Source organism: Paenibacillus rhizoplanae (genome assembly GCF_042684125.1).
Classification (GTDB): Bacteria; Bacillota; Bacilli; order Paenibacillales; family Paenibacillaceae; genus Paenibacillus_AQ; species Paenibacillus_AQ rhizoplanae.
The window spans coordinates 339,611-365,640 of sequence record NZ_JBHUKY010000019.1; the positions used below are offsets into that span (position 1 = coordinate 339,611).

Here is a 26,030-nt window from a genome sequence, read left to right on the forward strand (position 1 = left end):
ACATGTGCGGATGAAGCGTTACTTTTCCAAAATCACTTTTTTCTAAACATCCGGGGTGAGAGTCCCGTTCTTTGTTTAAAAACCTTATTGAAGGAAGAGACATTGTCGAAGCCAATACTTAGGCTAATCTCGGTTACACTGCTTTCCGTTTGAGCAAGGAGACGCTGTGCTTCAAGCATCCTTTTTTCGAGGATGAACTGGTGTGGCGTTCTTTTGAAAAAGTGGCGGAAGTTGCGGATCAGATGGTTTTTAGAAAGACAAGCGACTCTTGAAACTTCTTCAAGAGACACATTTTGGTTGTAGTACGCATGCAAGTATTCGTATGCTACGGTCAACCGCCGGAACAGCTCCTCCCTGGTGGCAGGGCGCGTGCCGGGGACGGTATTAATTTCTTGAGAAATCTTCTGATGGACGTTAAGCAGTGCATGAATTAGATTTTGATACTGTTCATCGACCCAGAGATTCTCGCTACCGAGTACAGGTAAGGAGTTCTTGAAGTTCTCGATAAGCGGAGTTATCAAATGACTATGGCGGTATGACTTGGCGTAAAATTGCAACGGGTGCGTTGTTTCTGAAAATGGATCGTCTAAGGACTTCTCTATTCCTAAATGAACGGCTCTATGAACCTCTTCAGCAAAGCCAGTCTTGAAAAATATACAAAAAGAGTCGACTTCGGTTTCTGACTCAATGGCTATAGCGTACTGCTCCCCTTCATTTAACAGGAGGTAGCCCTCTCGCTCAACAGCATAATGGCCGAGTTTTGTTTTGTAATAAGCCCGGCCATTCCGAAATGTCTTTAAGGAAAGGGGGCCAGTGCCTTCCCAATGATGAGTTGTACTTCGCGCTTGCAGCACGAAGTTTTGCTGGAACAAAGGGAATCTGGAGGTTCCCATCTATAGAGTTCATCCCCTTCCACAGTTGGTTGATTCCATTCTACAATAATCCTTACCCATAACAAAGAAGCTCCCTCTTCATCATCTGAAGGTGGAGCTTCTTGTATCTTGTATGCTGTTGGACTCAGTCCGGCTGGCCTTCAGCGACCTGGATGGTGAAGATGAAGGTAGCTCCGCCCACTACATCGGGCTTGGCATAGATCCTACCGCCCATGAGGTCGACCAGCATTTTGCAGATGGACAGTCCGAGGCCGGTTCCGCCGAACTTGCGGTTGATGGTGGCTCCGATCTGGGTGAACGGCTGGAATAGATAGTTCATCTTGTCCGCCGGAATGCCAATACCGGTATCTTCAATAATGAATTCCAGCTCCAGCAGCTGGTCCATGACCTGCCGGAGATGGACATGCACTTTGACGCCGCCGGTGATCGTGAACTTGATGGCATTGCCGATCAGGTTATTCAGTACCTGCCGCAAACGGTTGGGGTCACCGATAAGCAGGGCAGGAATGTCAGGATCAATAGAGGTCTCCAAGGTCAGGCTGCGTTCTCTGGCCAGCGCCCGGAACAGATCAACGGTCTCCTTGACACAGGAGTGAAGATTGAAGAGCTCGTAATCGAGCTCCATTTTACCGGATTCAATCTTGGTGAAGTCCAGGATGTGTGTAATGACAGATACTAGCGCGTGACCGCTGGTATGAATGATCTCGGCCATCTCCTGGTCGTCAGCGGACAGCTCGGAGGAACGAAGCACATCTGACATGGCAATAATCCCGTTCAGCGGGGTGCGGATCTCATGGCTCATCATGGCGAGGAAGCCGCTCTTAATTCGCAGGGCCACCTCGGCGGTCTCCTTCAGCTCGGTCAGGATGCTGTTGGCGGTCTCCAGCTCCTGCGTTTTGAGCTGTAGCTCCTTGCTGGTCTGGTAGAGACGGACGAAGCCGTCAATCTTGCTTTTTAGTACGGTCGGATGGAACGGCTTGGTCAGGTAGTCAATCGCCCCGGCTGAGTAGGCCATCATATAGTTCTCCAGCTCGGAGGTAAGCGAGGTTAAGAAAATGATGGGAATATCCCGTGATTTCTGACGCATCTTAATCCGCTTCGCCGTTTCAAATCCGTTCATCCCAGGCATCAGCACATCCATAATGATCAGGGCGAATTCCTGCTCAAGCAGACATTTCAGCGCATCCATGCCGGTGAGGGCTTGAACCAGCCGGTAGGGCGAATCGGCCAGCAAGGCCTGAAGGGACAGGAGCTCGTCTGCCCGGTCATCTACAACTAAAATATTAATCGGATACTCCATGCTGCCTCCTATTGAATCAACCATAATTTCAGCACGCTCACCAGCTGTGTGGTATTAATTGGTTTGGATATATAATCGTTGGCCCCTGCTTCAAGGCATTTGACCCGGTCTTCCTCCAGGGCGCGGGCGGTCAGCGCGATAATGACAATCTGATCATAGTCCGGGTTAAGCCGGATATGCTCCATCGTCTCGTAACCATCCATCTCCGGCATCATGATGTCCATGAATATGAGCTGGGTGCCGGGGTGGGTCTTCAAATGCTCAAGGGCTTCTCTGCCATTTTGGGCAAAGCTGATCTCCATATTATAACCTTCCAGCACGCTGGATAACGCAAAGATATTACGCATATCATCATCCACAAGCAGAATGCTTTTTCCTGCAAAAGCGGCCTCCGGATTATGAAGGTTCTCAATCAGACGCTGCTTGTCCAGCGGAAGGTCTGCATACTTGCGGTGGAGGTACAGGGCCGTATCGTCATAGAGCCGTTCCATTGAACGCACGTTCTTAATCACAATACTCTCGGCGTAGTGCTTAAGGCGCTGCTCATCTGTCTTGCTGAGATCCTTGCCTGTATAGATGATCACCGGCAGGGTCTGCAGCTTGCGGTTGGTCTTGACCTGCTCCAGCAGGTCGAAGCCGGAAATATCCGAGAGGCCCAGGTCCAGTACCATACAGTCAAAATGATGGCTGGCCAGATGCTCCATTGCTTCTCTTCCGGTGCCAACCGCAATAATGTTCACATCGGGATGGGCGATGAATTCGACAAGGCTGCTGCGCAGAATCTTATTGTCCTCGACAATCAGCAGACTCTTCACCGGACGGCGGATATAAGTCTCGATCTGAAGGAAGGCTGCTTCCAGCTCCGCATAATCATTCGGCTTCTTCCAGAAGGACAAGGCGCCCATCGACAGGCTCTGCTGGTTCTCTTCAGCTGTTGAGATGACATGCACGGGGATATGCCGCAGCTCCGGCCGGCTCTTCAGGCGGCTGATAATGGACCAGCCATCTAGAACGGGAAGATGCAGATCCAGTAGGATCGCATCAGGCTTGTAGGCATGGGCCAGGGCAAGTCCCTGATCGCCCTGGAAGGCGACGATGGCCTTGAAGCCCCGGCTGCGTGCCAGCTCCAGCAGCCGGGCGGCGAATTCGGCGTCCTCCTCGATGATCAGGAGAATAATATCCCCGCTTAGCAGATTACTCCGGTCATCATCCATCTCAGCATATTGCAGCAGCTTCGGATTGGAGATGGAAATGTCGGGCACGAAGGACTCGCGGAAGGCCGGATTCTCGCGGCGGATAGGCTCGGAAGCCGGAATCTCAGGAGAGGCTGCTGCTGAAGCTGCGGCAGCAAGGGTCCGGGCATCCTCTCCTGCTTCCACGGCGGGAATGATCAGGGAGAAGGTGCTGCCCTTGCCCTCTACGGAATCCACCTCGATTCTTCCGCCGAGCAGTGTAGCCAGCTCCCGGCAGATCGTAAGGCCGAGGCCGGTTCCGCCATATTTGCGGCTGGTGGTGCCGTCCGCCTGCTGGAAGGCCTCGAAGATGCTGTCCAGCTTGGAGGCGGCAATGCCGATACCGGTGTCGCTGACGGCGAAGATGACCTCTTCGCCGCTGCTGCGGATCGACAGGGAGACGGAGCCTTGCTCCGGTGTGAATTTGATGGCATTGGATAATAGGTTATTCAAGACCTGCTGCAGTCGGTGGCCGTCGGTCATCAGATAATCAGGCAGCCGGTTGTCAGAATGGACATCGAACCGCAGGTTCTTCTTCTTGGCCTGCTGCTCGAAATGGCGGTAGATATGATTGCTGAGATCCTGCGGGGAGACCGGCTCGATCACAGGGGTCATTTTGCCGACCTCCAGCTTCGCCAGATCAAGAATCTCATCGATCAGCTGCAGGAGATCCTTGCCTGCGGAGAAGATCGTATGGACGTATTCCAGCTGCTTCGCCTCCAGATTGCCGTCCTTGTTCTCGGCCAGAATCTGCGAGAGGATCAGCAGGCTGTTCAGCGGTGTACGCAGCTCATGGGAGACATTGGCCAGGAATTCCGATTTGTACTGCGCGGCCATGAAGATCTCCTGTGCCTGCTCCTGAATCTCCTCCTTCTGCTTCTCGGTAAGCTTGACTTGAAGCAGAAGCTGATCATGGGAGGCGGCGAGCTCTTCCTTCTGGACCTGCAGCTCATCGGTCTGGGCCTGTAGTGTATCCGTCTGGGATAGAAGCTCCTCAGTCTGAGATTGAAGCTCTTCCGTCTGAGTCTGGAGCTGCTCTTTCTGCTCCAGCAATTCATTCGTCTGGGCCTGCAGCTCATCGGCTTGAGCCTTGATCTCCATGGTTTGCCGGCGCGAAATCTCCATTTGATCCTGCAATTCCAGATTGGAGGCGTATAGCTCCTGCGTTTGCTGCTTCAGCTCATCGGCCTGGGCCTCAATCTCGGCTTTTTGCTCCTCTGTCAGCTGCATTTGCGTCTGGAGCTGTTCATTGGAGCTAAGCAGGCTCTCCGCCTGCATCTCCAGCTCTGTCTTCTGGTCATACAATTGCTCAGTCTGCATCCGCAGTTCCTCGGTCTGCGCCATCAGCTCTTCGGTCTGAGCTTCCAGCTCCTGAGTCTGGGCCTGCAGCTCTTCAGTCTGAGCTTCCAGTTCATCCTTCTGCTCCTGTGTCTCACTCAGCAGCTCTTCAATTCTGGCGACATCCGCCAGGGTATTCATCAGCACCCCCATGTTCTGTGCGGTGCGTTCAATCAGCTGCATCTCCTTGGAGCTGAACGGGCTTAAGGAAGCCAACTCCATAACAGCAATAACTTCCTGCTCATGCTTGATAGGAACGATAATCAGTGAGGAAGGCGCCGCCTCCCCCAGACCGGAGCGGACCTTGATATAATTCTCCGGGAGATCGTACAGAACAATCATCTGCTCGTCCAATGCGCATTGTCCGACCAGGCCGCTGCCCAGCGGGATGGCCTCCTGTTGTCCTGCGGAATCATCGAAGGCATAGCCGGCTGCGAAGTTCAGCTGACTGCCCTGCTTCAGATATATAGCCCCATAGCTTCCGCCGACAGCGGTAGCCAGCCTGCCGATGAACACACGCGAGGCCGTCTTCAGCTGGACAGAGCCTTGAAGCAGCAGCGCCATCTCAGACACCTGCGTATTAATCCAGGCCTGCTCCTCAGCTCTAAGCCGCAGCCCGCGCTCTTCTGAGGTTCTATGGTGAAGGTCAGCCGCCAGCCCGAAAAAGGAAGCTGCCAGCTGCCCGAATTCATCCTTCCGCACCGTAGCCGCAGCAGCAGGGTTAAGCTGGTCTGCGGCAATATCCTGCGAGATCTCCTTGATCCGGTTCAGGCCGTGGTCTATATTACGCTGAATACTGTAAAGAAGGCCGATACTGACCAGAATGCCGCCCGCACCCATTCCTGCTGCGAGCAGGCGCGAGCCACCCTCCATAAAGAGGATAGATATAGTAATCATACTGCCTAGCAGCAGTATAGAAGCTGATGTTGCTAACCAAACTTGTTGTTTTATTCTCATTGTCCGCCGCCTTTGTTCAGTTAGGGTAATAATCTATATAATTATATCTTTTATAGGGCTTCAGTGATATAGATGACCTGTAGAAAACGCCGGACAGCTGATATTTACAAGGTTTTTTGGAGTTGTAACCACTTCTGCGTCTAGTTTCATGAAAACTTTGAAATCACCGCAATATACTTAAAATTTTGCTTGTAAGCAGCGATTAGAGCGTGTAAGATATACGAAGGTTTTCAAAACAGACATCATCATAACTCATATAATCTTGGGAATATGGCCCATAAGTTTCTACCGGATAACCACAGTAATTATCCGACTATGAGTGAAATAGCGCATCTAGGGTTCCGTTTCTTGTGCTGCGGCACGGGAAGGGCTGGTCCAAGCGATGCGGACACGTATATGTGTTACACCACCAAGGGACAAAAACCCAGAAGGACAGATTCACTTGAGAGAAACACTCAGGGAATCTGTCCTTTTTTATTTTATCCGTTTTTTATTTCTAAGGAGGAAGATCCGCTGTAATGAAAGTATTGGAAGAACGCATTAGACAAGAAGGCTTGATTCTATCGGAGACTGTACTGAAAGTGGACTCATTTCTGAACCATCAGGTAGACACGGCGCTGACGCTTGCGATCGGGAAGGAATTCGCAGCGGTCTTCGGGGACCGGCAGATCACCAAGGTGCTGACTGTAGAGGCCAGTGGTATTCAGTTCGCCATGGCGGCGGGGATTGCGCTGGGTGTGCCGTTCATCTACGCCAAGAAGAAGAAGGCAATCACCCTGTCCGAAGCGGTGTATTCGGCACCGGTACACTCCTTCACCCGTCAGGAGGACTACCAGATCAGCATCTCGCAGAAATATCTCGGGCCGGACGATACCGTATTGATTGTCGATGATTTCCTGGCTACCGGTGCGGCACTTGTAGGGCTATGCGATATCGTAGCAGAGTCCGGGGCGCAGCTGGCCGGGGTCGGCTGCGTCATCGAGAAGAGCTTCCAGGAGGGACGCGGTCTGCTGGAGCAGCGCGGAATTCCGGTGTATTCCCTGGCGCGGATTGCTTCGATGTCGCCGGGTGAGATTCATTTCATAGATAATGAAGGATTACTCAAGGAGTGTGCAGGATGTTAAGCAAACAGAAGGTATTTGCCCTAGGGCTTCAGCATGTACTGGCGATGTACGCCGGAGCGGTCATTGTACCGCTGGTTGTCGGGGGAGCGCTCAATTTGAACGGTACGCAGATGGCGTATCTGATTGCAGCGGATCTGTTCACCTGTGGACTGGCGACCCTGCTGCAGATTATGGGCAGCAAATATTTCGGAAGCGGGCTGCCGGTAGTTCTCGGCTGTACCTTCACGGCGGTTAGCCCGATTATCGCCATCGCTTCAGGCTCCAATCTGGCGACGGCTTACGGCGCAATCATTATCTCCGGGTTGTTCGTGGTGCTGGCAGCCCCGGTGTACGGGAAGCTGCTGAAGTTCTTCCCGACCGTGGTCACCGGCTCGGTAGTCACAATTATCGGGCTGTCGCTGATTCCCGTCGCGATGAATAATGTAGCCGGCGGCCAGGGAAGCGCCGACTTCGGGCAGCCCCGCAATCTGCTGCTGGCTCTGATCACCCTGCTCGTTATTCTGGCCGTGAACCGGCTGACTACAGGGTTCCTGCGCTCAGTATCCGTGCTGGTAGGTCTGGTAGTAGGCACTGTGATCGGCTATGCCATGGGCATTGTGCATTTCTCTACCGTGACCACAGCCTCCTGGGTCAGTGTCGCACAGCCGTTCTACTTCGGCTGGCCGCAGTTCAGCATCACCGCGATCTTCACAATGATTATCGTGAATATCGTGTCTATGGTCGAATCAACGGGAGTCTACTTTGCCGTTGGTAAGGCGACAGACCAGCAGGTGGAGCAGAAGCAGATCGTGAACGGCCTGCGCTCCGAGGGGCTGGCCATCATGCTGGGCGGCCTGTTCAACGCCTTCCCGTACACCGCATTCTCCCAGAATGTCGGCTTGCTGTCGCTGACGCGGGTGAAGACGCGGAATGTTATTTTTGCAGCGGGCGGAATTATGGTCGTGCTGGGGCTGCTGCCGAAGCTGGCGGCACTGACTACAGTGGTGCCGAATGCGGTGCTGGGCGGGGCGATGATCGTCATGTTCGGCTCGGTCGCCGCTTCCGGTATGTCGATTCTGTCCGATGTGGATCTGCGCAAGGACGGCAATCTGCTGATTGCCGCCTGCAGCATCGCGGTGGGCCTCGGCTCTGCCGTGCTTCCGTCCATGTTCGACCAGCTGCCGGAATTCGCCAGAATGCTGCTGCAGAACGGAATCGTATCCGGGTCGCTGACAGCGATCATCCTGAATATCTTCTTGTCGAAGACTCAGGAGAGTGCGGTTCCTGCAGCCGCCGCTCCGGAAACGAAGTAAAATATTCCACACACGCAACTCTAATAAGATGAACAGCCGATTCCGAAATAAATGGAACTCGGCTTTTTTTTTGCTTCAGATGAACGGAGGCTGTTGTATAATTTATACAATGACAACTAGAAGGGACTGGCAGAGGACATGAGAAAGTATTGGCTGAGCATTCTCGGCAGTCTGGTGCTGGTGTTGATCGTTCCGCTGCTCTCGGTCCTCCAGACGCAACAGATCAAGGGAGACAGGCCCCAGGCGGTGCAGGGTGTGATTGACCTTCGCTCCTGGGACTCCCGCCACGACGGCATTATGAAGCTGGATGGAGAGTGGGAGCTGTACCGTGATGTACTGCTGTCGCCCGTGGATTTCCATCCGCTGAACGCAGGTAAGGAGGTCCCCGCCGCCTCTACGATGATTCAGGTTCCGGGGAAATGGAATGATGATATCTCCGAACAGGGGGAGCGTAGAGCCAAAGGCTATGCTACATACCGCCTCCAGGCGAAGATCACCCCGCGGGAAGCGGTAGTCTATGGTCTGCGTACCAGCAACATCCGCAGTGCCGGTAAGGTCTATCTGAACGGCCAGGAGATTGGAAGCAGCGGAACCCCGGCAGCCTCGGCCTCTGAGGGCAGACAGAATAACATGCCTTTTATGGGATTCGCCTCGGTCACCGGGGATACCATGGAGATTATTGTGCAGGTGGCTAACTACAGCTACTCGTCAGGCGGGATCGTTCAGCCGATTGTGATCGGTAATCAGGCTGCTATTTTGAAGCACAGGGAATTTGCCCTGTTTGTAGACGGGGCTGCACTGATCGGGTTCTTCGTGTTATCCCTGTTCCTGCTAATGTTCTCCAAGGTAAGGGAGAGCCGGGGGGTCACATTGTATCTGGGCTTGTTCTGCATAGCGGCATTTGTCTACATTTTTACGCATGGCGAAAAGCTCATCCTGACAGCGCTGCCCGGATTCCCTTACGAGATTATACTCAAGCTGCAGCTTGCGTCCTCTACACTGGTCTATTATTATCTGCTGTACTATGTCGCCAATTCAGTGAACTACCCGATGTCCATTGGGATGATTAAGGCCTCCAGGCTGGTTACGGCATTCCTGCTGCTGATTGCTGTATTCGTCCCGGCCTATCTGTTCAGCTATCTGGAGGTTCTGCTGCTGACCTGGGGCCCGGTAAGCCTGGGCTTCGTACTCTACTCCATGGTCCAGGGTACCCGGCGAAATCCGAAGAATATGTTCCTGATGATGGTCAGCATCGAGAGCTTGAGTGTGGTAATCATCTATTATCTGGTCAGCTTCATGGGCATGACCTTCAGCTATTTCATCATCTCCTACGAGATTCTCCTGTTCGGGTTCGTGCAGGCGATCTTAATGACCCGGCAATACGCAGCCTCCTTCCAAGAGGTGGAACAGCTCTCCCGCCGTCTGCTGTCGCTTGACGGCTTGAAGGATGACTTCATCTCCGATACCTCGCAGGAGCTGCGGAGGCCGCTGCAGGGGATTGTCAACATGGCCAAGGTGCTGGCGCAGGGTACGGCCGGCTCCATCAGCGCTGCCCAGCAGGATCAACTGCTCACGATTGTCTCTACCGGCAAGCGGCTTACGGCTCTTATCCATGATATGTCGGACTTCGCGAAGCTGAATCACGGCTCGCTCTTCCTGCGCCGGCAGGCCGTCGATCTCCGCATGTCCGCTTCCTCCATTATGGAGGTCACCCGTCAGGTCTACGGCAACAGCCAGCTGGAATTCCGGCTGAGTCTGCCGGGGCAGCTTCCGCTGCTGGAGACAGATGAGCAGCGTTTCGCCCAGATTCTGCATAATTTACTCGCCAATGCAGTGAATTATACGCCCAGAGGCGTGATAACGCTGTCTGCTGAGGTTAAAGAAGAGTATGTTGCCATTATCATAACGGATACCGGCCAGGGGATTGCGCCTGAACGTCTGCGCACGATCTTCGATGCCAATGATCCAAGCGGTCCTGCCGCCAGTAAGGTCTACCGTGAGAACGGGCTTGGCCTCAGCATTACCCAGAGGCTGGTAGAACTGACGGGCGGGGAGATTGAGGTGCATTCCGAGCTAGGGCACGGCTCCATCTTCTGCTTCACCCAGCCGATCCTGAAGAGGAGTAATGCGCTGCTGGAGGAGGAATTCGGAGAGCTTCACGGCTGGGAGACGGCGCCTTCGTACCCGCTTCCCGGAGAAGAACCTGTGCAGCTGCCTTCTGAAGACTGCTGCTCCATTCTGGTAGTGGATAATGATCCTGTTAACCTGCGCGTGCTGGTAGGCGTACTTCAGCTGGAGAACCATTCGGTAATTACGGCCAGCAGCGGAGCTGAAGCGATCCAGATCATCCAGCAGCATCCTGAGCTCGATCTGGTGATTGCCGACTGGGTGATGCCGGAAATGCCGGGTCTTCTGCTCTGCAAGGCCATCCGTGAACGATTCACCTTGTCCGAGCTGCCGATTCTGGTGCTTATGGCGAGCAGCCGCCCCGATGATATCCTTGCAGCCTTCGAGGCCGGAGCGAATGATTATCTGAGCAAGCCGGTGGAGGTGCGCGAATTCAAGGCGCGGATGCAGACCCTGCTGGATATGCGCAAGTCGATCCGCGTATCCGTCCAATCGGAGATTGCCTTCCTCCAGGCACAGATCAAGCCGCATTTCTTATATAATGCGCTAAATGCCATTATCTCGGTCTGTCCGGTGGACCCGGACAAGGCCACAGAGCTGCTGCTGGACCTCAGCCAGTATCTGCGGAGCAGCTTCGACTTCCAGAACCGGGGCCAGACGGTCTCCATGGAGAAGGAGCTGGGACTGGTCAGATCCTATCTGGCACTGGAGCAGGCGCGGTTCGATGAACGGCTGAATATCGAGTTCGATGTGCCGGAGGATGTGATGGCTATGGTTCCGCCGCTGAGCATTCAGCCGATTGTTGAGAATGCCGTTAATCATGGACTGATGCAGAAGGAGGCCGGAGGGACGGTACGGCTTAGAGTCGAGCTGCTGCCCGGCTGCCTCAAGGTAGCGGTTACGGATGACGGTGTAGGCATGACTCCGGAGAAGATTGCGGAGGTCCTCTCGGAAGAGCGGACAGAGGGGGGCATCGGACTGCGCAATATTCAGCGCCGTCTGCTCAAGATGTACGGGGCAGGTCTGAATATCGACAGTGTACCGGGAAGGGGGACAGCCATATCGTACACCATCCCTACCTAAAGACACCTGAGAATGACGAAGAGGAGGTGAGTCTGACAGATGAAGGCGATACTGATTGACGACGAGAAGCCGGCACTGCAGCACCTGGAGCGTCTGCTCCTCAAGGATGGGCGTCTTACGATTACGGGGAAATACACCTCGGCACGCCTGGGACTTGCGCATCTGGAACAGGAGAAGGCGGATATCGTATTCCTGGATATTGGCATGCCGGAGATGAACGGGCTGGAAGCCGGTGAATACATCGCCGGGTTAGACCGGAGCACCCGGATTGTCTATATCACTGCATACAGCGAATATGCCATCGAAGCCTTTGAACTCAATGCTGCGGATTATCTGCTGAAGCCGGTGACCTCCCAGCGCTTAAGCAAAACACTGGAGCGGCTGGAAGTCGGCAAGGAGAGCTCTGAAGCGCAGATACCGCAGCCTTCGGCGTCTGCGGCACCCGTTAAGGAGCTGTCGATCCTTTGCTTTCACCGGCTGGAATTCATAGACAGCACGGAGCCGAGGCGCAAGATGCAGTGGAGAACCAGCAAGGCGCAGGAGGTATTCGCCCTGCTGCTGCATAACCGCGGCCAGTGGGTACTCAAGGATACCATTGTGGATCTTGTCTGGCCGGATTTCAAGCCGGAGAAAGCCGTAGCGAATCTGCATACGACGGTATACCATATCCGCAAGCTGCTGAAGGCTTGGGATATGGAGGTGCTTGTTGAGTTCTCGCAGGAGCGGTACAGGCTGACCAAGGAGCAGGTGCTGCTGGATGTCGAGGAGTTCGAGCTGGGCTATGCCGGTACGCCTGTGGAGTCGGAAGAGGAATGGCTGCGCCGTGAAAATATATTGAAGCTATACCGTGGAGACTACCTGCAAGAGCATCATTACGACTGGGCAGAGATCCGGCGCAAGGAGCTGCAGGTCCGGTATATCCGCATGGCGCTCCATTCCGCCGAATATGAGCTGTCCTCCGGGCGGCCCCGGCTGGCGCTGGAGCGGCTGCTGGATCTGCAGGCGGCAGATCCGTACTCCGACCAGCTCTGCAGGCTGATATTGAGGAGTTATGCCGACCTGGGAGATTTCATCGGATTCAGGACACACTACGATAAATACAAGGAGCTCCTGGAGAATGAGCTGGGCATCCGCCCTGACCAGGTCATGGACAGCTGGGTGCAGAAGGTATTGTAAGCCCGTAGCATGGCACTGCATTACTGCTTGTTGTCATTATTGTTTATACCCTGTGGTATACATATTCAAGGCTGCGGGAGTTGAAACGAAAGAGTCATAGCAGCGTATCAGAAGCATACGAGTATTCAAGAGGAGATGGAGTAGAATGGATAACGGGTTGAAGGTCATCCTGTTCGAGAAGCTGCCTGAAGGTAACCTGCAGATGATTGAAGAGCGCGTCTGGAGCATGAATATGGTTACGGCTCTGGAGCATGTCAATTATATTGTCGTTGGCGGCCGCGAATTCGAGACGGTAGAGGGACGGCTGAATGTGGATGAAGGGAAGCTGGAGCTTCTGCTGGTTCCCATGCGTACGGAAGGTTAATGATGAATACCAGGAAAGGAGGGCCTAAGTTGGCAAAAGACGAAAATGTTAAAGAGCCTGCAATAAGCAGGCTGTTCACGCCGGACGGCAAACCGGTCCGCGTATTATCCACCTCGCTCGGCATAGCGCTGCTGGCTAACGCATTGTTCATTCCCGGAGGAGCGGGTGCAAGCGGCACCGGCGGCGAGGAGCCTAAGCTGGTCTCCTGGTCTACCGAGGAGGTTAAGCAATATTTCGACAAGAATGTAGACTGGAGTATTCCCTATCCGGAAGACCAGAAAGAACAGGTTCAGGAAGGGCAAGGCGCAGTAACCTCCGGCGGCACGACGGTAATCAACAATTACGGCGGGTATAACTCGGGGTTCGGCTGGGATGATGTGCTTCTGTACCACATGCTTTTCAATAGCGGTTCGTTCTACTCTTCCAGAGGCTGGTACAATGACAGGCCTACTTATTATGGAGGTACACGCAATACCTATAAGCCGCCCTCCTACAATAGCGGACGATTCCAGAACAAGCCGGTGGCCGGCTCGGTGGTCAAGCCGAAGACCTCGACCTCATCCACCGGCTCCATTACCAGAAGGAATACCTCTTCCAAATCGGGCGGCATCGGCGGCACCTCAAGCGGGCTGGGTTCGAGTAAATCCAAATCCGGCTCCAGTAAAAGCTCCGGCAAAAGCTCGGTGCGCTCCGGCAAGAGCGGGTTCGGCGGATGATCCAGGCGGAGCAGGCATTCGAGTATATAGACCAGTCCGGTCTGGAGCGCGCTCCCCGGGTAGAGCGGCTGCATGAGCTGGGCTTCACCTGGGCCGATCTGGAGGACGAGGAATACTGGCTGGATGCGGTGGCTGTGATGCGCATTGAGACCTATCAGGAATTGAAGGAAGCCGCCGCAGCACTCTGGGCGATTCTGGATAAAGCTGTCCGTTATGTCCATCTCAGACATGACCTGTACGACCTGCTCGGGATTCCCCCGGTGCTGTGGCAGATGCTGGATGACTGCCCATTGCCGGAGCCGGGACTGATCAGCCGGTATGCCCGGTTCGATTTTGCCGTGGCGGGGGATGGTACGATCAAGCTGCTGGAGCTGAATGCGGATACTCCGACCGGCTATGTGGAAGCTTCCATTGCTACGCCATGGATCTGCGCAGAGGCAGGCATCGGGAGCCCGAATGCAGCCATGAAGCAGCAGCTGGCCGCAGCCTGGAGCGTGGAGCGCCCGGACACGGTAGCCTGTGTGGACTACGGCAGCCATGAGGAAGACAGCGGGACGATTGAAGCGCTGGCCGCGCATAGCGGACTGGATATCCGCTGTGTCGATTGCCTGGATCTGTCGATTGATGAGGGTGTGGTCAAGGACGGAGAGGACCGGATCATAGAGCGGATGTTCGCGCTGTATCCGAAGGAGTGGATGGCCGTAGATGAAGGCGGTGAGGCTCTGGCCTATGCCATTGAGAGCGGGAAGCTCCAGCTGTTCAACGGACCGCATAGCATCATCCTCCAGTCCAAGGGGCTGATGGCTGCTGTCTGGGGAATGTACGAGCTTGGCCTGCTGTTCACGGAGCCGGAACGCGAGGCCATATCCAGGTACATCTTGCCGACGTACAATAAGGCAGTCTTCTCAGAGAGCTTTGTATCCAAATCTGTATTCGGCCGCGAAGGCGGATCTGTACGGATCTTTGATGACAGCGGCACGCTTGAGATCGAGGACGAAGAGGGCTATGACAGCAGCCAGCTTTTCCCCGTGGTCTATCAGAAAAGGGCCGAAATGGCCCGGATCATGACAGCGGAGGGCGAGCTGCATCTGCTGACCGGCATGTTCGTCATTAACGGAACGCCCTGCGGGCTGCTTGGCCGGGCCGGCGGGCCGATCACAGGCAATGCCAGTCATTTTATCGCGCTAGGAGTGAGGGGGCTTGAAGATGTTCAAGGATAGAGAGGGGCGGGCGACAGGACGTAGATCAAGGGGCGTTCTGCTGACCGCAATGCTGCTTCTGGGGGTTCTGCTGCTGAGTGCATGTTCAGCGAATAGCGGCAGTGTATTTCATACGGGTACCGATACAACGGATAATGTATCACGTGTGCCATGGGATTACCGGGTGGTAGAGGGCAAGGTTGGCGATCTGGTCGGCAGCGATATGACTGTATTGCCGGATAATGAGCTGCTTCCCAATGACGGGAATTATGCTACAGGCGACACCATCTGGACGCTTCAGTTCATGGACGCCGAGCTGGTAACGGATGCCGACCAGAAGAATGAGATCAAGTTGTCCGCCTGGACGACGCTTAAGTCCTATGCCGACCAGAAGGCGGCCACGGAGGATCTGGCCAATCTCAAGGTATCCATCACAACGGATGTGGATCTGGTTGGCGTGTACAAGACGGAATACCAGAGCAAGACCAGAAACTTCGCAGTGCTGGAGCTGCCTTCCGGCAACCGGATCAAGCAGCCGATTGACGACAAGCGTTATACCGCGCTGGAGAAGCAGAAGAAAGTCTCTGTGGTGCTGGAGGAAGTACATGATTTCGCCGACTATGATTCGGCCTATGCGAAATTTCGGGGGTGGGCTAAATGACGATTGTAATTAATCTGGTGGTCAGTATTCTGACCATTGTTCTGCTTCAAGTGCTGGGGATGGTAATCTTCGCGCTCATGACTCCCTTCAAGGATATGGAGGAGCTGAAGAAGGGGAATGTGGCGGTAGCGATGGCATTTGGCGGCAAGTTCCTGGCGACGGCGGTCATTCTTGGCGTGGCCGCTTATACCAATACCTCCATCTGGTTCATGATGCTGTGGTTCGCGGTGGGGTATGTCTGCCTGATTGCTTCGTACTGGATCTTCGAGCTGTTCACTCCAGGCTTCCGGATTTCGGAGCAGCTGGAGAAGGGGAATGTTGCGGTCGGCGTCATGCTCTGCATGGTGTTCATCGGGACGGCCTTCGCGGTCAGCAGTCTGATTATTTAGGTAGACCCGTTTGGCAGGCGGGCAGCGGCTGCGTCCCGTAAGGGGTTCTGCGCAGTTACTGCCTGCCTGCTCAATTCACCCGGGAGGCAGGGATGAGCGTTGCATTTTATAATCCAATTATCCGGCAAGCTGCTTCATTTGAAGAAGAAGTCTATTGCTTTTATTATTCTGGCTTTCATTCTTCTCAGCGCAACCATCGCCTTCCTGCTGGAGCCGGACACGTTTCATAGCTGGTTCAACGCCTTTTATTGGGTAATGACCACCATGGCTACTGTCGGGTATGGCGATTACTTTGCCGCTACCGTCACCGGCAAGGTGTTTACGATTTTCTTATATATCTTTGGCATCGGTCTGCTCAGTCTGGTGATCGGCAAGATTGTTGAAGCCATGGGCGAGATGCAGCGCAGGAGAGGAGCCGGAACCTTGACTTTTCACGGACACAATCATGTGGTGCTGATTAACTGGAACCGCAAGACACAGGCGGCAGTGGATGAGATTCTGTGTTACGACAGGGAATGCAAAGTGGTCATTATCGATGAGAATGGTCGGCATCCGCTGGAATCTATGGAGCAGGTCCACTTCATCAGCGGCGATGCTGCAAGCGATGACATTCTGCTGAAGGCGAATATCGGGAGCGCCAGAGCGGCGATTGTGTTCAGCGACACCCGTATCGACGAAGCTTCCTTGAGTGACGGCAAGTCCCTGCTGATCGCCTCCAGCATTGAACGGATTGCCCCGCAGGTACATACAACCGTAGAGATTATGCAGGAAAAGAACATTCAGAACTTCAAGCATGTGCAGGTGAACGAGTTCGTGCTCTCCCATGATGCGATCTCCAGACTGGCTGTACGCTCTGCCCTACAGGAGGGCAATTCCGAGGTGATCACCCAGCTGCTCAGCCGCGAGCACGGGGATGATATTTATGAGATCCCCCGGCGCAGCGGCTGGACAACCTATGGGGAGGCCTTTCAGGATCTGCTGCGCCAGGGGGCGACCCTGTTGTCCGACCGCGGTGATCTGGGCATTAACCGTAAGCTTGGCCAGCCGATTCCGGCAGACGCCAGACTCTACATCGTCGCCGATGAGGCCACGTACCGGAGAATAAAAGAAAGCTAGATCATGCTGTAGGATTTCATAAGGCAATTCACAATAGAGCTGTTCCGGTCGTCATGACACGGAATCAGCTCTTTTTCAGGATGAAAAGGGCCAAAGCTATGAAATGGACACATAATGTTTGATAAAACAGTTAATAATGTGACAATAATTACCGTTATATTATTATGGATAATTCAATTAAGCTTGTCTCAAAGGATGTGATCGATTGGGAAGCAGATATAGCAAGGCTGCTGTTCTGGGGATGTCGCTGCTCTTGCTAACCTCCTGCGGCGGCAATTCGTCCAGTCCGGCACCTTCCTCTCCCGGCTATACTCCGGCGGTCTCTCCTTCTGGGACTATACGGCCGGATGAAGCGCCGCAGCTTGAGCCTACATTGGAACAGCGGGAACTATTCAATTTCATAAATACGCAGCTTACAGGACCCGATGGGGTATATACGAATCTGAAGGAGACCTCTGAATCGGCAGAAGTGGCTACAGGCCATGAGATTCTAAGCGAATCCGCATCCCTCCTAATGGAGGCCGCTGTCCGGACCCGTAATCAGGAGCTGTTCGACCGGGAATGGACGCAGGCCCGCAGAACCTTCGATATGGAGGGCGGCTTCAGCTACCGCTTCAGTCCCAAGCAGCAGAAGCAATTCAACGTGAATGCAGCGGTAGACGACCTGCGGATGATCGGGGCACTGCTGGAAGCGGGTCAGGTGTTTAACCAACCGGAATATACTAGAGAAGCCGATAAATATGGTAAAAGATTTTATAAAAACAACATCAAAAAAGATTATATGTTTGACATGTTTGACAATTTATACAAAGTGGTAAACGAATCGGTAACTTTGTGTTATATTGATCTGAGTGTATTGCAGAAATTGTCGATATCTAGCGAATTACAAGAGAATTTGTTGATGAATATGAGCGGAATTTTGGAGGAGGGATATTTGTCCGATTCTTTTCCATTCTATGAGACCCGCTTCGATTACAAGACTGGTAAATACAGCTCTGAAGGCATTAACTCCGTCGAATCTCTGCTCACTATTCTTCATTTGGCAGAGACCGGCCGTCAGAAGCCGGCAAGTATAAGCTATATCAAAGCTCAGGTCGCAGCGGGAACCTTGTTCGGGCAATATACACGTGAAGGTCAACCAGCCAATGATATCCGTTCTACAGCAATCTATGCGCTCACAGCCATGATTGGAGCCGTGCTGGGCGACAGTTCACTTTATCAGTCCAGTATTGAACGAATGAACGAATTCAGGGTGACAGATCCTGCGAGTCCGCTCTATGGCGGGTTCGGTGATCCTGCTGCCCGGCAAGCCTACTCTTTCGATAACCTGATGGCACTCCTGGCGTATTCCTACAAGGCTCCATAATATGACAAAAGGGGAATCGGAATGATAGACAACAACTTAGAAAAAACATCCACCCGGCCCGGAATGATGCTTGGCAGCCTTCGGGTTACGCCTGCGTTTGTTGCAGCTTTTGGCGTTCTGCTGGTTACTATTATCTCGCTGTTTACCCTTCCCTATGTGGGGATGGCGGATAATGGAGACTATTACCGGATTATATATAGCAATGGCTTATATTTCGATCTGTCGGATTATGACAGCCGTTATTTCGGGTATTTCGTGAAGCAGTTCGGAATCTTCCAATACTATAACGAGAACAGCACGATGGTGGTATCTTCCCAGTCGCTGTTCATTAAGCTTGCGCTGTTTCTCAATAAGCTGTTCTTCAGCAAGGAAGTATTCGATATCCGCTTCCAAGCTGTGATTTATACCCTGCTGTATGTCGCTGCGATCTACCTGCTGATTGAAGCCATTACGCTCAAGATGTCCCTTAAACGGGGGATGCTGGTTGCGGTTCTGGCGGTGTTCATCTTCGGGGATACGGGATATACGGCTTATTTCAGTTCTTTCTTCGGTGAAAGTTTGGTGATGGTCACGATGATCCTGGTGTTTGCCTCCTGGCTGCTGCTGTACCGTAAAAGATACAACGATTACGCGATGCTGGCGATCCTGGTGATCAGCACCGTGATTCTTACGACCTCCAAGCAGCAGAACGCTCCTGTGGGCATGGTCATTTCCCTGCTTGCGATCCCGTTAATCTGGATTCGCCGGGATAAGCTGTTCCGCTGGATCACCATTGCCTCCGCCGCTCTAATGATGTTTACCGGGATTGCCACTTATCTTAATATCTCCAAAGAGTTCGTGAATATTAACCAGTATCATGCGATGACGCGCGGAGTGCTGATGGAATCGGAGAATCCGGAGACTGCGCTGCAATCCTTCGGGATCAATGAACAGTACGCCATTCTCAAGGGGAATACCTACTATGACCAATACGGAACCGTGGATGTGAAATCAGAGCTGCTGGAAAAAGATTTCTACAGCCGGTATGGTTTCGTCTCTATTCTCAAATACTATGTTACCCATCCGGATCAGCTCGGCTCGATTCTTGATACGGCCGCCGAAAGCGCCTATAAGATCAAACCGGCTGCCATGGGGAACTATGAGCTATCCGCAGGCAAGGAATTCCGGGCCCAGAGCCATTTCTTCACAGCGTATAGCACGCTTAAGGAGAAGCTGGCCCCCCGTCCCTTCGCCTTCATTCTCCTCTGGATGGCCGTAACTATAGGGATCTATATGCCATCCTTCGTAAGTGCGGTCCGCTCGCGGGATTATCGGGGGATGCAGAGGCTGCTAGTGATTCTGGCGACCATGCTGGTTGGACTCTCGGGTATTGTAGTCTCCATTATTGGAGCCGGTGATGCCGATATTGCCAAGCATGAATTTCTGTTCACCTTAGCCTTTGACCTGATCACCTTCCAAGCCGTAGCCAGCGTGATCGGCCGCGGAATTTCATCGAGGAAATCCATGCCGGCTGCACCGCCTGCCTTGCCGGCCCAGGATTATCCTACTCTGAACAGAGGGGTTGGCATTTGAGACGTAGAGGAATAGTCATTTTGGTACTGATCTTCCTGACCGGATATCTTCTGCCGCCTGCCCGGGCCGAATCTGCCGCAGCCTCTCCAGTGCCAGCTCAGCGCATTCTGCTGCTGTTCGATGGCCTGGCCAGAGGCGCGGGCAGGGAAGGGAACGTGGCGGAGCTGCAGCGGCTGCTCGCAGCCTACAGCGCACAGGTCACGCTTAAGAATATATCTGATTATGAGCAGGGCAGCATGTCAGCTTATTCTGGAGTGATTACTGTTGTGAATAATGATGAGCTTGAGATTACGAATCAGGCTTATCTGCAGGATGCGGCAGATTATCAGGGGGCGGTCCTGCATGTTGGATACAAACCGCCCGCGCGAGTGCAGCAGGCGCTGCACCTGAAGACAGGGATGTGGCATGGGCCAGGTGCAAGCCTCTCCATCGGCGGGTTCACCGGGGTTACGCCGGATGTAGAAGAGATGCCCTATATTACAGCCTCTAAGGGCGGACGGACGTATGGAGAATGGTCTCTGGACGATGGTGAAGTACAGGCGCCTTATGCGGCTAAAAGCGGCAGAACCGCTTATGTGCCCTATCTGAAGCAGGGGGATTTCACTGCCATAGCTGCGGCCTATGTGCTGAAGGATTGGCTGCACTACACCGCACAGCCCCATATGTACCTGTTGATCAAGGAGATTTATCCCTTCTCGGATCTGGAGCTGCTGGAGAAGATGGCGGACAGGCTGTATCAGAGCGGAATTCCCTTCATCGCCAGTATCCGGCCGGTGTTCGGCAATACAGATTTCCCCGCGATGAAACGGTATCTGGAAGCGTTGAGAACGGTTCAGGCCCGAAACGGCAGTATCGTTGTTAACGCCCCGGCAGTCCGGCCGCCGATCAATTCCAATGACCGTTCGCTGCACGGGAAGATGAATCAATTCATCAATGTACTGGCAGAGGGAGGCGTGGCGCCGCTGGGTGTCGCTGCCGAGGGATACTGGACCTATGACAAGGAGTATTCCACCGCAGGCATGAGCTTCTTCGACTCAGCGGTACTCTATCCTGATGGGGAGACCCATTATATGGAGCAGACGGATACCTCGGCGGCCTTCGCTTCCGCATTATACAGTCTGCCGCCGGAATTGTTACAGGGAATCGGCAGAATAGGCAAGGCTATGCCGCAGCTTCCGCTGAGCATGGCTGTTACGCTTGACCTGCCGGAGGATGAGCGCGGGCTGGATGACATGCTGCAGGAACTGAATGCAGAGTGGTACACCTTTGCAGACTATAAGCAGGATGCCCATACCGTGACAACAGATATGCATACCCTCGAAGCTGCTGATGGAGTAATTAAGGTGGACGGTAACGTGCTGAATGTTGACTATACTCCTCAGACGGTTATCGCTGACTACGAGTACCAGGAGAAACAGGCTACCAGCTTCAACAAGCTGTTCAGCGTGCAGAATCAATTCTTCATCATCGTGATCCTGTCAGCGCTGCTCTTGTTCGGCGGTCTGCTTACCATCGGCTACAGGCTGTACCGGAGGAAATATTTGAGAAGGTAATTTCGGCAAAAAATAGCGACCTTAGGAGAATAATATGACGATTTCTGACGTGCTGATGGTGATTGCTGTCATCTGCATCTGGTCACTGCTGCTGGTGAATGTGGCGCTGATTATAGCGGGATATCTATACTACATTGAAACTGAAAATGAAGCTGATCCGGAGATCACAGGTGAGTATCCGGTGGTTACGATCATGGTCCCTGCACATAATGAAGGCGTCGTGATCAGCAAAACGGTGGAATCCCTATTGGCGCTCGATTACCCGCATGACCGGTATGAGATCATCGTCATTAACGATAATTCTTCGGACAACAGCGCGGAGCTGCTCGGTGAGATCCAGCGCAGGAATCAGCAGCGCAATCTGATTATCATCAATACCGATGCCGTTACAGGCGGCAAAGGAAAATCCAATGCACTGAACATCGGCTTCGCCCGCAGCCGGGGGGAGCTCATCGCCATTTATGATGCCGATAATACACCGGAGCGCACAGCGCTGAAGTATCTTGTAGCAGAGATCATTAACGATTCGACGCTTGGGGCGGTGATCGGCAAGTTCAGAACCCGCAACCGGGATGCCACCCTGCTGACCCGGTTCATTAATATTGAGACCCTGTCCTTTCAATGGATGGCTCAAGCGGGACGCTGGAAGCTGTTCAAGCTCTGTACGATCCCGGGGACGAACTTCATTATGCGCAGATCGATTGTCGAGAGCATCGGCGGCTGGGATGTGAAGGCGATTGCCGAGGATACGGAGATCAGCTTCCGCATTTATATGATGGGCTACCGGATCAAGTTCCAGCCGAAATCGGTCACCTGGGAGCAGGAGCCGCAGACGGTGAAGGTGTGGTTCAAGCAGCGGACACGCTGGGCCAAGGGTAATATCTATGTCATTGTGAAGAACCTTCCGCTCCTCTTCGACCGGAAGGCCGCGAAGATCCGCTTCGATATTCTGTATTATGTCTCGATCTATTTCCTGCTCCTGATCTCACTGGTGACCTCTGATGTTCTGCTTGTCCTACATGCCATGGGGTATGTTCATACCACCATCGCCGGACTCAGCAGCTTCCTGTGGCTGCTTGCCATTGTCCTGTTCGTGGTCGGGATCTTCGTGACCCTGACGACGGAGAAGGGGGAGATGAGCCTGTCGAACCTGTGGATTATTATGTTGATGTATGTCTCTTACTGTCAGCTCTGGATGGTGGTTGCAGCTTACGGACTGTACAACTATCTCAAAGACGTCATTCTCAAACGGGAAGCCAAATGGTACAAAACCGAGCGTTACTAAAGCGCCGGAGGTCCAGAAATAAGATATACAGGAGATACAGAACATGATGAAAAAACAGATAATAACCGCGCTGCTCTGCCTCTCCCTCTTCCTGGTTCAAATCCCTGCGGCGCAGGCAGAGGGGCTTCCTGGTGAAGCCGGGCAGACGTATGAAACTTCGTTCACGGGCAGTGATATCTCTCTGAGAGGGACCAGCTCCCAGCAGCAGTACTTCACGGTAATGGACTATTGGAACGTGGATACGGTGAGGATTAACTTGCATTATCAGAGTTCTCAGATTAATGAGGATCAGGTGTCGAGTGTAACCTTGTCGCTTAACGGCATCCCGTTCTATTCCTTCCGGCCGTCCCGGGACAACAACGGGGAGCAGATTCTGAGCATTGAGGCGCCGAAAGGGTTCCTTACAGTAGGGAGCAATACGCTGGGCATCCGGGGTAACCTGAGAACCAATACGGAGGGGTATCAGCTCTGTAATCTGGACGATACGCAGGATAGCTGGCTGCATCTGTTCAATACTTCAAGTATTGCTGTGAAATATACGCCTAAGGCAATCACGGGGGGCATTCAGGATTTCAGTGCCAGATTCTCGGGAATGGATACGGTAAAAGCAGACCAAAGCCTGCTCGCCGTGCCGCAGAAGGCCAGCGGGGCAGAGCTGGAGAGCGCCACCTACGCCCTCTCAGGGTTCGCCAAAGGCAATACGCTGAACGACAGGACCATTGCGCTGCTCCCTTATCGTGAAGATACTGTCCAGGACAAGCGTGCAGTAGTGCTGGTAGCCATGTACGATAATCTGCCGGACCGGATGAAGAAGCTGGTGAGTACGGCGGATGACCTTGGCACACATGCGGTCATTCAGCTGGTGAACAAGGAATCCTTGCCGACACTGGTTGTGACCTCCAAGGATGAGAGCCTGCTGATCAAAGCCGGCAGGCTGATGGCCAGCAGTGAACGGATGGGCCAGATCAGCAAGGATCTGAAGGTTGTTGATGCTGCTACTGATGTAGCGGACCCGGCCCCGCCGATCAGCACGAATATAACGTTCACAGAGACGGGGGACAAGCTCACCGGGCCGAATCATCAGGAGCAGACGTATTTCGTATCGCTGCCGTCCAACCGCTCCATTGCAGATGATGGCAGAATCAGCCTGGATTTCCGCTATGCCGGGAATCTGGACTTCAACCGTTCCCTGGTGACGGTGAGCATCAATAATACGCCCATCGGCAGCAAGAAGCTGACGAAGGAGCTGGCCAACGGGGATGTATTGAATCTGAATGTGCCGCAGAGTCTGGGGATCACCGGCAACTTCTCGGTCACGGTGGCCTTTGATCTGGAGCTGGCGAGCGCCCTCTGTACACCTAACAGGGAGCAGATGCCCTGGGCCTATATCAGCAAGGAATCTATGATGCGCCTGAACACGAAGGACCGCACGGACCTTTTGCTGGGCAATTATCCCTATCCGTTCCTGCGGGACGGCATCTTCAACCGCGTGGCTGTGGTACTGCCGCAGGAACGGGATGATTACACCTACCGGAGCCTAGGCAATATCCTTGGTATGCTGGGCAAGTATGCCGGAGGGAATACCGGAGATGTCCACTTCTACAACGATAGCGCAGCAGCGGGTAATCTGAAGGACAACAATATCATTGCCATTGGGACCTATAAGAATAACAAGGTGATCCGCGACAACAATGACAAGCTCTATTTCAAATACAGCAAGGACGGTTCCACCCTGCTGTCCAATGAGAAAATGGCTATTGAGGAGCAGTACGGAGCCGGGATCGGCACCCTGCAGCTGCTGGATTCCCCCTATGAGAGCGGGCGTGGCCTGCTGGCGGTTACGGGTGTCCGCTCCGAGAACTATTTCCTCGTCTCCAAGCTGATCGGGAGTGAGAAGGACCGATGGAAGGTATACGGTGACGGGGTAGTGACGGACAAGGATGGCGGGGTTAATGCCTACCGCTTCAAGCTGATCTCCGGGGCAGCCAAGGATTCGGCGGTGGCGAAGATTGTGGAGCGCACAGATGTGCTGGGCTTTGTGATCGCGGCCGTAATGATTGTGACGCTGGTGGTGGTGGCGCTGCTTCTGCTGCTGCGCAAACATAAGAAGAAACGTGGTGATCAAGCGTGAGACGTAACCGCAGCAGTCTGACCTCGGATCTCGGTTTCCTGGCGTTTCTGGTCCTGATCTTTGCCTGTATCGTATATATCGCAGGATCTCCGGACCATTATATCCAGAACATTATTATTCTGAATGTATCCTTCATCCTGGCACTGGTCACGTATTTCACTACGGTTACGGCGGGGCTTACGCTGAATCTGGCGTTTGTCTTCGGCTACGGCTTCTTCGTGGTCTATCAGACGGTAACCCAGGGCGCATCCATCGGTGTAGATACGTACTTCTGGCTGATTATGACCCCGCTGCTTACAGTGGTGCTGTGGGTCTTCACCGCAAGCACCCGCGAGCTGCAGGCGGAGAACGAACGGCTGCTGAAGCGCACGAATAATCTGGCCGCTGTGGATGAGAATACGGATCTGCGCAACAGCATTTCTTTTCAGAAGGATGCCAGCCTGTTCACCGGAATCTCGGTCCGTTATAAAATCCCGCTGACGCTGCTTGTGGTGAAGGTGAAGTATTGGAATGAGATCCGCCGCCTGATCCCGGAAGAGCAGCTGTCTGAAGCCGTTTACGATGTCTCCCAGCTCAGCCAGTCCAGCATTCGTACCAATGATGCGCTGTATCTGCTGGACAAGGAGGATGCTACTTGGGGACTTCTGCTCTTCACGGACCGGGAAGGGGCCAAGATTGTCATTGAGCGGATCAAACAGCGGCTGCAGGAACTGAATGACTCGGAGTTCTCCGGCAAATACAAGGTGAATCTGGGTCTGAAGATTGGTGCAGTGGAATATGCGGCCGACACCATCGAGAATCCGCTGGATTTCATTGTCCAGGCCAAGAAAGAACTGGAATACGATGTATAATGGGAGGAAGCAGGAGGGGACTGCAACCAATCTGACAGGAGGACTGGACAATGGATTTGGGTCTTGAGGGGAAGTCGGTGCTCGTTGCGGCAGCGAGCAAGGGGCTGGGGCTGGCGACCGCCCTGGAGTATGCCCGTGAAGGGGCGAGGGTGACGATTGCGAGCCGGAGCCTGCCGCAGCTGGAGACGGCGCGCCAGGCGATCCGTGAAGCTACGGGACAGGAGGTCGCCGTAGCGGAGCTGGATGTGACCCGCCCGGAGGAGATTGCCCGGGCGGTGCGGACGGGCGCCGAATTCGGCGGCGGC

Annotated in this window: 20 protein-coding genes and 1 riboswitch; of the genes, 17 read left to right on the forward strand and 3 right to left on the reverse strand. The window is 53.8% G+C overall.

Annotated elements, in window-relative coordinates; genetic code table 11:
• Positions 1 to 32 precede the first annotated feature (32 nt).
• The 3 genes from ACFSX3_RS09320 to ACFSX3_RS09330 all read right to left on the reverse strand — a co-directional run bounded on the left by ACFSX3_RS09320 (position 33) and on the right by ACFSX3_RS09330 (position 5,720).
• On the reverse strand, positions 33 to 893 hold the full coding sequence (locus ACFSX3_RS09320; RefSeq protein ID WP_209986686.1) for a helix-turn-helix domain-containing protein: 861 nt from the start codon (positions 891 to 893) through the stop codon (positions 33 to 35).
• Positions 894 to 1,017: 124 nt separating this feature from the next.
• Positions 1,018 to 2,193: an ATP-binding response regulator gene (locus ACFSX3_RS09325; RefSeq protein WP_209986683.1), complete on the reverse strand. Its 1,176-nt coding sequence runs from the start codon at positions 2,191 to 2,193 to the stop codon at positions 1,018 to 1,020.
• An 8-nt stretch (positions 2,194 to 2,201) separates the two neighbouring features.
• The gene (locus ACFSX3_RS09330) at positions 2,202 to 5,720 is read right to left on the reverse strand and encodes a response regulator (protein ID WP_209986681.1); all 3,519 of its coding nucleotides are present in this window, start codon (positions 5,718 to 5,720) and stop codon (positions 2,202 to 2,204) included.
• Positions 5,721 to 5,952: 232 nt separating this feature from the next.
• Positions 5,953 to 6,056: riboswitch (purine riboswitch) on the forward strand.
• Between the two features lie 182 nt (positions 6,057 to 6,238).
• Between ACFSX3_RS09330 and ACFSX3_RS09335 the strand changes: the two genes are divergently transcribed.
• The 17 genes from ACFSX3_RS09335 to ACFSX3_RS09415 form a co-directional block, all read left to right on the forward strand.
• Complete coding sequence (locus ACFSX3_RS09335) at positions 6,239 to 6,844, forward strand: xanthine phosphoribosyltransferase (protein WP_209986678.1); 606 nt, start codon at positions 6,239 to 6,241, stop codon at positions 6,842 to 6,844.
• Positions 6,838 to 8,136 carry a nucleobase:cation symporter-2 family protein gene (locus tag ACFSX3_RS09340; protein WP_209986675.1) on the forward strand — a complete coding sequence of 433 codons (1,299 nt, stop codon included), beginning with the start codon at positions 6,838 to 6,840 and terminating at the stop codon, positions 8,134 to 8,136. Before ACFSX3_RS09335 ends, ACFSX3_RS09340 begins: the two co-directional genes overlap by 7 nt.
• Before the next feature lie 138 nt (positions 8,137 to 8,274).
• Positions 8,275 to 11,346 (forward strand): ATP-binding protein, encoded by a 3,072-nt coding sequence (locus ACFSX3_RS09345; RefSeq protein ID WP_209986656.1) that lies wholly within the window; start codon positions 8,275 to 8,277, stop codon positions 11,344 to 11,346.
• A gap of 39 nt (positions 11,347 to 11,385) precedes the next feature.
• A complete protein-coding gene (locus ACFSX3_RS09350; RefSeq protein ID WP_209986653.1) occupies positions 11,386 to 12,522 on the forward strand; it encodes a response regulator in 1,137 nt (378 codons plus the stop codon).
• Between the two features lie 145 nt (positions 12,523 to 12,667).
• Positions 12,668 to 12,886, forward strand: a complete 219-nt coding sequence (locus ACFSX3_RS09355; protein WP_209986650.1) for a hypothetical protein — start codon at positions 12,668 to 12,670, stop codon at positions 12,884 to 12,886.
• Positions 12,887 to 12,915: 29 nt separating this feature from the next.
• Positions 12,916 to 13,602, forward strand: coding sequence for a hypothetical protein (locus tag ACFSX3_RS09360; protein WP_209986647.1), 687 nt, complete (start codon positions 12,916 to 12,918; stop codon positions 13,600 to 13,602).
• Positions 13,599 to 14,822 (forward strand): glutathionylspermidine synthase family protein, encoded by a 1,224-nt coding sequence (locus ACFSX3_RS09365; RefSeq protein ID WP_209986644.1) that lies wholly within the window; start codon positions 13,599 to 13,601, stop codon positions 14,820 to 14,822. Before ACFSX3_RS09360 ends, ACFSX3_RS09365 begins: the two co-directional genes overlap by 4 nt.
• Positions 14,809 to 15,462 (forward strand): hypothetical protein, encoded by a 654-nt coding sequence (locus ACFSX3_RS09370; protein ID WP_209986641.1) that lies wholly within the window; start codon positions 14,809 to 14,811, stop codon positions 15,460 to 15,462. The genes ACFSX3_RS09365 and ACFSX3_RS09370 overlap by 14 nt, the downstream gene beginning before the upstream one ends.
• The gene (locus ACFSX3_RS09375) at positions 15,459 to 15,851 is read left to right on the forward strand and encodes a DUF350 domain-containing protein (RefSeq protein WP_209986638.1); all 393 of its coding nucleotides are present in this window, start codon (positions 15,459 to 15,461) and stop codon (positions 15,849 to 15,851) included. The genes ACFSX3_RS09370 and ACFSX3_RS09375 overlap by 4 nt, the downstream gene beginning before the upstream one ends.
• A 99-nt stretch (positions 15,852 to 15,950) precedes the next feature.
• Entirely contained in the window at positions 15,951 to 16,967 is a 1,017-nt protein-coding gene (locus ACFSX3_RS09380; RefSeq protein ID WP_209986635.1) for an ion channel, read from the forward strand.
• A gap of 205 nt (positions 16,968 to 17,172) precedes the next feature.
• A complete protein-coding gene (locus tag ACFSX3_RS09385; protein ID WP_379254485.1) occupies positions 17,173 to 18,333 on the forward strand; it encodes a hypothetical protein in 1,161 nt (386 codons plus the stop codon).
• A gap of 21 nt (positions 18,334 to 18,354) precedes the next feature.
• A complete protein-coding gene (gene wsfD, locus ACFSX3_RS09390) occupies positions 18,355 to 19,905 on the forward strand; it encodes a glycan biosynthesis hexose transferase WsfD (RefSeq protein ID WP_209986632.1) in 1,551 nt (516 codons plus the stop codon).
• Entirely contained in the window at positions 19,902 to 21,458 is a 1,557-nt protein-coding gene (locus tag ACFSX3_RS09395; protein ID WP_209986629.1) for a hypothetical protein, read from the forward strand. Before wsfD ends, ACFSX3_RS09395 begins: the two co-directional genes overlap by 4 nt.
• 34 nt (positions 21,459 to 21,492) lie before the next feature.
• A complete protein-coding gene (locus tag ACFSX3_RS09400) occupies positions 21,493 to 22,743 on the forward strand; it encodes a glycosyltransferase family 2 protein (protein WP_209986626.1) in 1,251 nt (416 codons plus the stop codon).
• Between the two features lie 43 nt (positions 22,744 to 22,786).
• On the forward strand, positions 22,787 to 24,874 hold the full coding sequence (locus ACFSX3_RS09405) for a cellulose biosynthesis cyclic di-GMP-binding regulatory protein BcsB (protein ID WP_209986623.1): 2,088 nt from the start codon (positions 22,787 to 22,789) through the stop codon (positions 24,872 to 24,874).
• Positions 24,871 to 25,725: a diguanylate cyclase domain-containing protein gene (locus ACFSX3_RS09410; protein WP_209986620.1), complete on the forward strand. Its 855-nt coding sequence runs from the start codon at positions 24,871 to 24,873 to the stop codon at positions 25,723 to 25,725. Before ACFSX3_RS09405 ends, ACFSX3_RS09410 begins: the two co-directional genes overlap by 4 nt.
• Before the next feature lie 50 nt (positions 25,726 to 25,775).
• The coding region (locus ACFSX3_RS09415) for an SDR family NAD(P)-dependent oxidoreductase (RefSeq protein WP_379312818.1) at positions 25,776 to 26,030 on the forward strand (255 nt) is incomplete at its 3' end.

Bases quoted from the DNA above. Each gene is read 5' to 3' on its own strand.
- ACFSX3_RS09320 (WP_209986686.1), bottom strand. From the start codon at position 893: ATGGGAACCTCCAGATTCCCTTTGTTCCAGCAAAACTTCGTGCTGCAA.
- ACFSX3_RS09325 (WP_209986683.1), bottom strand. From the start codon at position 2,193: ATGGAGTATCCGATTAATATTTTAGTTGTAGATGACCGGGCAGACGAG.
- ACFSX3_RS09330 (WP_209986681.1), bottom strand. From the start codon at position 5,720: ATGAGAATAAAACAACAAGTTTGGTTAGCAACATCAGCTTCTATACTG.
- ACFSX3_RS09335 (WP_209986678.1), top strand. From the start codon at position 6,239: ATGAAAGTATTGGAAGAACGCATTAGACAAGAAGGCTTGATTCTATCG.
- ACFSX3_RS09340 (WP_209986675.1), top strand. From the start codon at position 6,838: ATGTTAAGCAAACAGAAGGTATTTGCCCTAGGGCTTCAGCATGTACTG.
- ACFSX3_RS09345 (WP_209986656.1), top strand. From the start codon at position 8,275: ATGAGAAAGTATTGGCTGAGCATTCTCGGCAGTCTGGTGCTGGTGTTG.
- ACFSX3_RS09350 (WP_209986653.1), top strand. From the start codon at position 11,386: ATGAAGGCGATACTGATTGACGACGAGAAGCCGGCACTGCAGCACCTG.
- ACFSX3_RS09355 (WP_209986650.1), top strand. From the start codon at position 12,668: ATGGATAACGGGTTGAAGGTCATCCTGTTCGAGAAGCTGCCTGAAGGT.
- ACFSX3_RS09365 (WP_209986644.1), top strand. From the start codon at position 13,599: ATGATCCAGGCGGAGCAGGCATTCGAGTATATAGACCAGTCCGGTCTG.
- ACFSX3_RS09370 (WP_209986641.1), top strand. From the start codon at position 14,809: ATGTTCAAGGATAGAGAGGGGCGGGCGACAGGACGTAGATCAAGGGGC.
- ACFSX3_RS09375 (WP_209986638.1), top strand. From the start codon at position 15,459: ATGACGATTGTAATTAATCTGGTGGTCAGTATTCTGACCATTGTTCTG.
- wsfD (WP_209986632.1), top strand. From the start codon at position 18,355: ATGATAGACAACAACTTAGAAAAAACATCCACCCGGCCCGGAATGATG.
- ACFSX3_RS09400 (WP_209986626.1), top strand. From the start codon at position 21,493: ATGACGATTTCTGACGTGCTGATGGTGATTGCTGTCATCTGCATCTGG.
- ACFSX3_RS09405 (WP_209986623.1), top strand. From the start codon at position 22,787: ATGATGAAAAAACAGATAATAACCGCGCTGCTCTGCCTCTCCCTCTTC.